The organism is Bacillota bacterium (assembly GCA_012518215.1).
Taxonomy (GTDB): domain Bacteria; phylum Bacillota; class Dethiobacteria; order DTU022; family PWGO01; genus JAAYSV01.
The window spans coordinates 1-8,766 of record JAAYSV010000004.1 but is presented as its reverse complement, the minus strand read 5'-3'; the positions used below and the strand labels follow the sequence as shown (position 1 = coordinate 8,766).

Annotated in this window: 11 protein-coding genes; 8 read left to right on the top strand and 3 right to left on the bottom strand. The window is 48.5% G+C overall.

The features are described 5' to 3' along the window. Positions 1–35: 35 nt before the first annotated feature. The 6 genes from GX364_00380 (at position 36) to GX364_00355 (ending at position 4,912) form a co-directional block, all read left to right on the top strand. Entirely contained in the window at positions 36–215 is a 180-nt protein-coding gene (locus tag GX364_00380) for a hypothetical protein (protein NLI69310.1), read from the top strand. 218 nt (positions 216–433) lie between these two features. After that, complete coding sequence (locus tag GX364_00375; protein ID NLI69309.1) at positions 434–613, top strand: hypothetical protein; 180 nt, start codon at positions 434–436, stop codon at positions 611–613. Positions 614–836: 223 nt separating this feature from the next. After that, a complete protein-coding gene (gene mscL, locus GX364_00370) occupies positions 837–1,256 on the top strand; it encodes a large conductance mechanosensitive channel protein MscL (protein ID NLI69308.1) in 420 nt (139 codons plus the stop codon). A gap of 131 nt (positions 1,257–1,387) precedes the next feature. Beyond that, on the top strand, positions 1,388–2,713 hold the full coding sequence (locus GX364_00365; GenBank protein NLI69307.1) for a purine/pyrimidine permease: 1,326 nt from the start codon (positions 1,388–1,390) through the stop codon (positions 2,711–2,713). A 121-nt stretch (positions 2,714–2,834) separates the two neighbouring features. After that, the gene (locus GX364_00360) at positions 2,835–3,278 is read left to right on the top strand and encodes a hypothetical protein (protein NLI69306.1); all 444 of its coding nucleotides are present in this window, start codon (positions 2,835–2,837) and stop codon (positions 3,276–3,278) included. Positions 3,279–4,045: 767 nt separating this feature from the next. Beyond that, positions 4,046–4,912: a DUF89 family protein gene (locus GX364_00355; protein ID NLI69305.1), complete on the top strand. Its 867-nt coding sequence runs from the start codon at positions 4,046–4,048 to the stop codon at positions 4,910–4,912. A gap of 16 nt (positions 4,913–4,928) precedes the next feature. On the opposite strand, the gene GX364_00350 is transcribed toward GX364_00355, so the two are convergent. Beyond that, complete coding sequence (locus GX364_00350; protein ID NLI69304.1) at positions 4,929–5,651, bottom strand: Crp/Fnr family transcriptional regulator; 723 nt, start codon at positions 5,649–5,651, stop codon at positions 4,929–4,931. Between the two features lie 238 nt (positions 5,652–5,889). Here GX364_00350 and GX364_00345 point away from each other — a divergent pair, with 238 nt between their 5' ends. Continuing rightward, a complete protein-coding gene (locus tag GX364_00345; GenBank protein NLI69303.1) occupies positions 5,890–6,501 on the top strand; it encodes a 4Fe-4S binding protein in 612 nt (203 codons plus the stop codon). A 57-nt stretch (positions 6,502–6,558) separates the two neighbouring features. Further along, positions 6,559–7,332 carry a 4Fe-4S binding protein gene (locus GX364_00340; protein NLI69302.1) on the top strand — a complete coding sequence of 258 codons (774 nt, stop codon included), beginning with the start codon at positions 6,559–6,561 and terminating at the stop codon, positions 7,330–7,332. Between the two features lie 153 nt (positions 7,333–7,485). Here GX364_00340 and GX364_00335 read toward each other — a convergent pair whose 3' ends face one another. Then, the gene (locus GX364_00335; protein NLI69301.1) at positions 7,486–7,911 is read right to left on the bottom strand and encodes an Hsp20/alpha crystallin family protein; all 426 of its coding nucleotides are present in this window, start codon (positions 7,909–7,911) and stop codon (positions 7,486–7,488) included. A gap of 152 nt (positions 7,912–8,063) precedes the next feature. After that, a complete protein-coding gene (locus GX364_00330) occupies positions 8,064–8,270 on the bottom strand; it encodes a TOBE domain-containing protein (GenBank protein ID NLI69300.1) in 207 nt (68 codons plus the stop codon). Positions 8,271–8,766 lie beyond the last annotated feature (496 nt).

Here is an 8,766-nt window from a genome sequence, read left to right as displayed (position 1 = left end):
CGTACGGATATGTTGGCGTCAGCGACATAGAGTGAATGGTTGCCATAGCCGGTGAAGGCGAGGAAGCGAAACGGGACTGCCGACGTGATGTGGACAGTGTATTACCTGTCAGATTCCACGCTGCGCTATTCTTACCAGAAAAAAGCATCATTTCAGCCAATACCATTGCCGAACTCAACGTCTGCGTAGCACAAAACACCGCTTGCTCGGAATGACAGGGGTGGGGAGGGCGCCGCAGGCGACCGAAGAATTCCCTTCTCACATCCCCTGCTGTAAGGGAAAAAGGAAATACAACCTGTCATTCTGAGGGAGCCCTGTTTTTCAGGGCGACCGAAGAATCCCCTCCTCGAACACACTTTACCACCGCCATAAACTGGTTCCCGTTTTAATCTCTTCCCCGTACGGATATGTTGGCGTCAGCGACATAGAGTGAATGGTTGCCATAGCCGGTGAAGGCGAGGAAGCGAAACGGGACTGCCGACGTGATGTGGACAGTGTATTACCTGTCAGATTCCCCGCTGCGCTATTCTTGCCAGCAAAAAGCATCATTTCAGCCAATACCATTGCCGAACTCAACGTCTGCGTAGCACGAAACACCGCTTGCTCGGAATGACAGGGGTGGGGAGGGCGCCGCAGGCGGCCGAATAATCCCCTCCTCGATCCCCCCTATTTTCACGTGACAGGCGTTAACATATCAGTATAAATGTGATATGGTTTTGGAAATGTGGAATTCCCGACCATTTATGCCCATCAAACGGAAGAATTTCCAGATTGAAAGATGGAGAAATAAACGGAACGGTCATTTCTGCAAATAATAAAAGGAGGATGAGGTTGGGATGGCAAAGCAGGATGGAGGGGGCCCTGCGTTCTGGCAATCATTCAAGGAATTCGTTGACCAGGGTAGCATTTTCGAAATAGCAATCGCCGTTATCATGGGTGGTGCATTCGGGAAAATAATATCTTCACTTGTCGATGATCTCCTGATGCCGATCATCGGCCTTCTCATGGGTGGAATCAATTTCACCTCATTGGAGCTGCGGGTGGGGGAAGCAGTGATAAATTACGGTACGTTTATACAGAGTATCACCGATTTTTTGGTGATTGCTTTCTCGTTATTTATCATGATCAGGATTCTGGTCAGGCTGAATATCAAAAAAGCCGAGGAATCCCCCGAACCCGAAGAGGTCAGCGTTTCCAGTGAGGAAAAATTACTTTCGGAGATCAGAGACTTGCTGAGGGAAGGAATGAAAAGTTGAAGTTTGGTACCGTTGAGCTTGAAGGCAAAAGCAAGCACGGAAGGCCTGGTTTCCCGGTACAGCCGTTGATCGGCAAGAAGCAAAGCCCGTTGGCGATCATAAAAATGTTTGTTTAAGGAGTTGATGGGCAGATGGACAACTTGAAACTCGGATACGGCCTGGATGACATCCCTCCATTCTGGGAGATGATCCTGCAAGGCCTTCAGTGGTTGGCTGTCATTATTCCCATCGCTATCATAGTGGGGAAAATTGTGGCCGATTTGCATTTTGATGCATCCGGTGCCAGGATCGTCTACATGCAGAAAATATTTTTTATTACCGGGGTGGCTTTTCTGCTCCAGTTGCTGTGGGGGCACCGCCTGCCGCTGATAATCGGCCCGGCAACCATACTTCTGGTAGGCATCGTTTCCAGTAGAGGAAGCGGAATAGATGCTATTTACACCGCGATGGCCATCGGGGGTTTGCTTCTTTTTGTTCTGAGTGCCACCGGGCTTTTTGCTTATCTGAAAAAACTTTTTACCCCCTCGGTGGTGGCAACCATTCTCATTCTTGTTGCTTTTACCCTTACCCCCATGATTCTGGATCTGAGCACCGCAGCTTCCGTGCCGGAACTTGTCCCGTTACATCTTTGTTTCGTTATTCTGTTTGTAATATCTATCTTTGTTGTGAACAGGATTGCAACCGGTTTCTGGAAATCTGCATTGATCATGTGGGCCATGATAGCCGGTACAATCATCTACTATTTGGTCTTTCCGCAGGATCCGGCACTGATAACCGGGGGGCATCATGCTTTTATCGGCGAGTTTTTCCATGATATGATTCTGACACCCAAATTTGAACCGGGGGTGATCATCTCCTTTCTGGTCTGTTTCATCGCTCTCTCGATCAATGACCTCGGCTCGATATATTCCCTTGGCGGCCTGCTCGAACCTGACAATATGCCCAAACGTGTTACACGGGGGCTTATGGCTACCGGGGCACTCAATACCCTGGCCGGTTTTCTGGGAGTTATCGGCCCGGTCAACTTCTCCTTGAGCCCCGGGGTGATCTTGTCTTCGAGATGTGGATCTCGTTTCACACTGATTCCACCTGCGGCGGCCCTCCTGGTTATCTCTTTTCTGCCATCGGCAATCGCCTTTCTGGGTAGAATTCCCTCGGCTGTGGTGGGGGGCATCATGATCTATATCATGTGCTCACAGATTGCGGCGGGGATGTCCATGGTTATCGCCGATGAAGATAAATTCAAGTTCGAAAATGGCCTGGCGATAGCTCTGCCCTTGATGCTAAGTATCATCGTATCCTACCTGCCGCAGAGCGTATTGAATGCCTTTTCACCCATTGCCAGGCCTATTGTAGGCAATGGGTTTGTTGTTGGCGTGGTGGCGGTACTGATCATGGAACATCTTGTCTTCAGGGACTGGGGGGGATGCAAACAGGGGAAAGGGGAGGAAAGATAATAAATTTTGGCCAAGGGCATCATCATCCCGGATAGATTGATCCTTCTGCGGGCATAAATATATCAGAAGGCGTGGAAGGCCAATGCCTTTCTGTTTTGAAATCCGAGAAAAAGGTGCTGAAATGATGGCCAGGTTTCTTCTTTACCTTGTTCTTTTCCTCCTGGTGGTGGGGACAATACTTGCTCCGGTAGAATATATCTTCAGACTCCCTTTGACTCCGGTTGACGATCTGAAGACGAACGATACATCATATATCATAAAAATCGACGGCCTGCGCTGGGCGAACGAGCCCGAACACATCAAATCGGCTGTGATAAGGATGGTTGACGAAAACAACAACGAATATTTTTGCAAGCGGACACTGATTTACCCGCAGTTGTTGCTTGATGCAAACGGTACGGAATACAACACTCCCCTGATTGTTATCGGCCGCCCCATAGAAGAAAGGTACACCTGCAAGGAAGATGGATCCGAATGGAAGTTGAATCTTGAAAGCTACGCCATTTACAGGAAAGATAACCCCCTATCATCGATACCCCTTTTCAGCAGACTTCTGTCCCGATAAAACAGATTTCGAGGAGGGATTCTTCAGGAACTGAAGCTCTCTTTGTGGGTATGCGAAAAGATAAAACCCAGGAAATAGCTTCTCCCCCAACTAAATAATATTACCCAGGGTTTCATCGACCACCTACGTTTTCTTATTCTTTTTTTATATGTTGGCATTGGCGACTGGGCCGTTCATGGGCCATGGCAAAAAAACGGTTCAGGGAGTTAGTGTGGTCAACCAGGGGATTCTTCGGCCGCCAGCGGCGGCCTCTGAATGGACAGATAATACACTGTCCACATCACGTCGGCAGTCCCGTTTCGCTTCCTCGTCTTCACCGGCTATGGCAACCATTCACTCTACGTCGCATACGCCAACATATCGGTACGGGGAAAAGATAAAAGCTAGGAACCAGTTTATGCCGAAAGTAAGGTGTGTACGAGGAGGGGATTCTTCGGTCGCCCTGAAAAGCGGGGCTCCCTCAGAATGACAGGTTGTACTTCCTTTTTCCCTTACAGCGGGGGGTGTGGGAAGGGGATTCTTTGGCCGCCAGCGGCGGCCTCTGAATTTTCACGCGTTACCCGCACCACGATAAACGAAAACTATTCCTTCCGGGTGCATATTTTTGCTGGAGTCCGTTTACTTCCATAGCAATGACAGGTAGACCACTTGTTGATAAAACACTGATCATTACAGGGCCTGACGGGGCGTACCGGGAGGGTAGAAGGGTTGAGGCAACGATGAATCTATAATAGAATGGAAACATGATATGAATTGGAGGTAAAAAAGTGAAACAAGCTGTTGACTGTATTCCATGCTATATCAAACAAGTGATCACGGCCATGCGCTCTTCGGGTGTCGAGGAGGAGAAACATAATGATGTGTTACGAGGCCTGTATCCTGTCCTGGCCGAACTTGATCCGGGAAAAAGCCCCGCAGAAAACGCCTCAATCCTTCTGTTCGAAGCATACCGGCTGATGGAGCGTGAAGATCCATTCAGAGATGATAAAACAGCTTCCAACAAACTGGCACGCACTTTCATTCCGGCGCTGGAAAAAGCGCTTGCGGAAAGTGATGATCCTTTGAGAACGGCCTTGAAAGGTTCTGTTGCCGGGAACACTATCGATATGGGAGCCAACCCGGACTATGATATCGACGAGAGCCTTGACCGCGAATTGAACCGCGAATTCAAGATCGACGACAGCGACATTTTCCGTCGGATGTTGAACAAAGATGGTACGCTGGTGGTCATCGGGGATAACAGCGGGGAGATTGTTTTTGATCATCTTCTTCTGACTTACCTGCGCAATTTGGTGGGCGATATTATCTATGTGGTCAAGGGAGGGCCGATCCTCAACGATGCCACGCTCGAGGATGCCAGGGAAACAGGGGTAGATCAAGTAGCCCGGGTGATCACCACGGGCAGCAATTATCTCGGTGTGGTTCCCGAACATACCAGTTCCGAAATGCAGGCAGCGGTTGCTTCAGCGGATGCGGTTATCGCCAAGGGGCAGGCCAATTACGAGACCCTGGAGGGGACTGATTTTGCCGGCAAGAAAACATTTTTTCTTCTGCAAGCCAAATGCCCGGTGATTGCAGCACATATGGGCGTGAACCTGGGTGATTCAGTCATGATTCTCAACAGGGTGGAATGATCTACTTTTCTTCTTTTTATTTTTTTTTGCCGGAGACAGGGACAATGTTTGCTTCTTTTTTCAACGTGTCAATATTTTTGATTTCAAAACGGTTCAGATGAAAGTTGATGATCCCTTCATCACGCATGCGGCCCATTTCTCGTGAAAGCGAAGGGCGCGACACATGAAGGTAATCCGCCAACTCCTGCCGAGTGAGGGGCAATTCAAAGATCGGCTTTCCATGTTTTTTGTATTGCTCCAACAGATAATTGCTGATCTTGACCCGCAGGCTTCTGATCATCAGGTAATTCATCTTCCGGTTCATGATCAGGGCACGGTTGGCAATGATTTTCAGGATATTGGTAATCAGCTGGCGGTGTTCCGAACATTGATTGGGGCAGCTGTTGATTATTTTATTGATAGATATAAACATTATCTGGCAAGGTTCCGAAGTAATGATTGTCGCTGGCCAGAACTGTTCAGATGAAAAGGCCGCGACTTCTCCAATGAGTTCACCCGTTCCGAATCGGGCAATCATCAGACGATTACCGTCATGATCTTCTTTAACCACGGCTATTTCTCCATGCAGGATCACGCCCACCCCCGGTAATTTTTCTCCTTCGATGCCGACAAAAAGATCCTTGTTCTCGTAGTGGCGTATCTGTGGCTGCAGGCAGTTCAGGATGGAAGTTTTCCCCGGAGTGTCGATATTCTCAAAAAGGGGACAATCATCAAGCGCGGCCAATTTTTCATGATTCACTGTATCATCCTTCCATGTATTCTTTTCCCCGTAAAAAAATAATATATTTCCACTTTTCCTCGCCAAAAAAATTTCCAGAAAGCGGGTTTGGTAACCATGGTTACCGACTCTGTGTTTTTATTTTAATATACTTGAAGGGCGGTGGCAAGGTTGGAGAAAAAAGGTATATCAGATCAGGGCATTTTTTGTCTTGATCGTGGATGTACCGAAAAAGATGGAAAGCCGGGGGGGGGCAGGGGTGAACGAGGCCGCCAGGAAAGCAGTGCAGGTGTTCTTCCTTCTCCTGTTTATTGTCCTGTTGTACATGGGACACATACAGATGTGGCTGGCCGTATTTGTTACGAGTGCAGCACTTGCAATGGTCTGGGGCCGCTTTTACTGCGGTTGGATCTGCCCTATCAATACGGTGACGGAGGCTGCAACCGGAAAAATAAAGAAGCCGGGGTTCAGAAATATTCCCATGCCTGCCTTGTTCAAAAGTCCGTTTTTCAGGTACACAATACTGCTCATTTTTATCGGTATGTTTGTATTTATCAAAGTCAGCGGCAAGGCATGGCCTGTTTTGCCGGTTATGTTTCTGATCGGGGTAGCGGTTTCCCTAATTTTTTCAGAGAAAATATGGCACCGTTATCTATGCCCTTTTGGCACAATTCTGAGTTTGACCGGCGGGAAAAGCCGACGATTTTTATCCATAGATGTTCATCGCTGTTCACGGTGCGGCATCTGTGCCGGAGTCTGTCCCGGCGAGGCGGTCCTTGATGCAGAAGAGGGGTATCGTGTTGAAAAAAAAGAATGCCTGCAGTGTGGTGAGTGTATCAGGAATTGTCCGAAGGAAGCGATCAGTTTTTAAAATGAGGAGGAACATCATCCCGTAAATTATTTTTTTCAAAACAGGGAGGGGAAAAAAATGATAAGAAAAATCGTTAAAATAGACGAAGAAAAGTGTGATGGTTGCGGTCTGTGTGTCGATGCATGCCATGAAGGCGCACTCCGCCTGGTGGATGGTAAAGCCAGGCTGGTCTCGGATTCATATTGCGATGGGCTGGGTGATTGCCTTCCCGAATGCCCGGTAGGGGCGATCACTCTTGAGGAACGGGAAGCGGCGCCTTTCGATGAGGAAGCGGTCAAGGAATTGCAAGCACGGAGAATGGAAGCCCGGCAGGAAACAGACGGGGGCCCACATTGCATGGAAGAAGGGGAAGAAGATGAATTTCTTCCATGTGGTTGCGTCGGCACCAAGGCCCGGGTTTTGAAAAAAGAGGACCTGCCGCAACAAAACGTTGCCGATTCACATCAGGCAGTGGAGAAGCGTATGGGTTCCCAGTTGCGCCAATGGCCATGCCAGATAAAATTGGTGCCGGTCAATGCGCCTTTTCTGAGCAATGCCCACCTGCTGATCGCTGCCGACTGTACAGCCTTTGCTTATGCCAATTTGCATGCCGATTTTATGCGCAACAGGATCACGCTGGTCGGCTGTCCCAAACTGGACGGCATCGACTATGCTGAAAAATTGACCGCCATTTTGAAAACACATGAAATAAAAAGCATCACTGTTTTGAAGATGGAAGTTCCTTGCTGTGAAGGCTTGCTCCGGTTTGTCAAGAAAGCGATGCTGGACAGCGGTGTCATGATTCCGTGGCAGGTTGTTACGATCAGTACCGGGGGAGAGATAGTGGAGTAAAAATTTAAGATTCGGCTTCCCGAACCAAAGATGCGTCAAGCATGAAGCAGCCCTTATCATGTGGCTGCTTCATGCTCGAGGCTGACAACATGGCTTGACTGCTTACTTATGGATTTTCATTACGGCTATTTCCAGGTTGACGGGAACCTGAATTTACTGGATATCAATTCGCCTTCCCTTCATTTTTGAAGGTTCCATCCTGGGAATGATGACGGACAGGATTCCTTCCTTGTATTCGGCCCGGGCTTGATCAGGTTTCACCTCGGCGGGCAGGGGGATGGCACGTGCGAAACTGCCGTAAAACCTTTCGCTTCGATACATATTTTCATCCTTGTAGCGTTCATCTTTCCTTGTTTGCCCGGAGAGGCGGATCGAATTCTCATCGATGAAAACATCAAGGTCATCCTTGGAAACACCGGGTATTTCAGCTTTGATGATCACCTCTTTTTCGGTCTGGTAAACATCAACGCGGGGTGAGGAGTGCCGGCCCAGGAAGGAAAAAGGTGAATTTTCCAGAAAGCTACTCATTTCCCTACCCAGATCCAGATCTCTGAAAGGGTTCCAGGGAACAAGATTCACAGGATCATCTCCTTTGTCCATTTTATTGAATAGCTTGCCCCTTTTTTGCCGGTTTAAACTTCAACAGTCGAGGTGTTTCCGCATATACCCGGGTTATCCGGGGTTGGTTGTGGCAGCAGATTCCTGTTGGGGGAATCCGTGGCGCAACACATTTACTTCATGAACATGACCGAACTGGCCTTGATCAAAGCCGTGGCCCGATCACCCACTTTGATCTGCATTTTTTCAAGGGAATGCCTGGTAATTATGCCTACGATCAGATTTCCACCGCCGATATCCAGTTGTACCTCTGCATTGACGGTGCCCGGGGTTACTTGCACGACACTGCCGGTCAATTTGTTTCTACCGCTGACCTGCATGGTAAACATCCCTCCTATCATTTTTGGGGTCGAGACTAGCTCAATGATCAATCCCCGCTTATATTTGTTTACTCTTAATTATCCCCGATCAATATTCGATTTATCAGGGGTGGTCATGTTTTAGACATAGGAAATAACCCAGGCGCTGCCGTTATTCTGCAGTATTTACCCTGTTGCCGGAACAAAAAGCACTACCTGTCATTCGGAAGGGAGGCGCTCACACCCCCCGCTGTAAGAAAAAAGGAAGTACAACCTGTCAGATTCCTCGCGGCGCTATTTTTTCACTCCGGTGTTACCATTTCTATATCACATTTATCTCTGTGGCTATATATCAGTGTTCTTGTTAAACAACGCTTGCTCGGAATGACAGGGGTGGGGAGGGAGCCGCAGCCGCCCGAAGAATCCCCTCCTCGTACACAGCTTACTTTCGGCATAAACTGGTTCCTGTTTTTTTCTTTTCCCCGTACGGATATGTTGGCGTAAGAGACATAAAGTG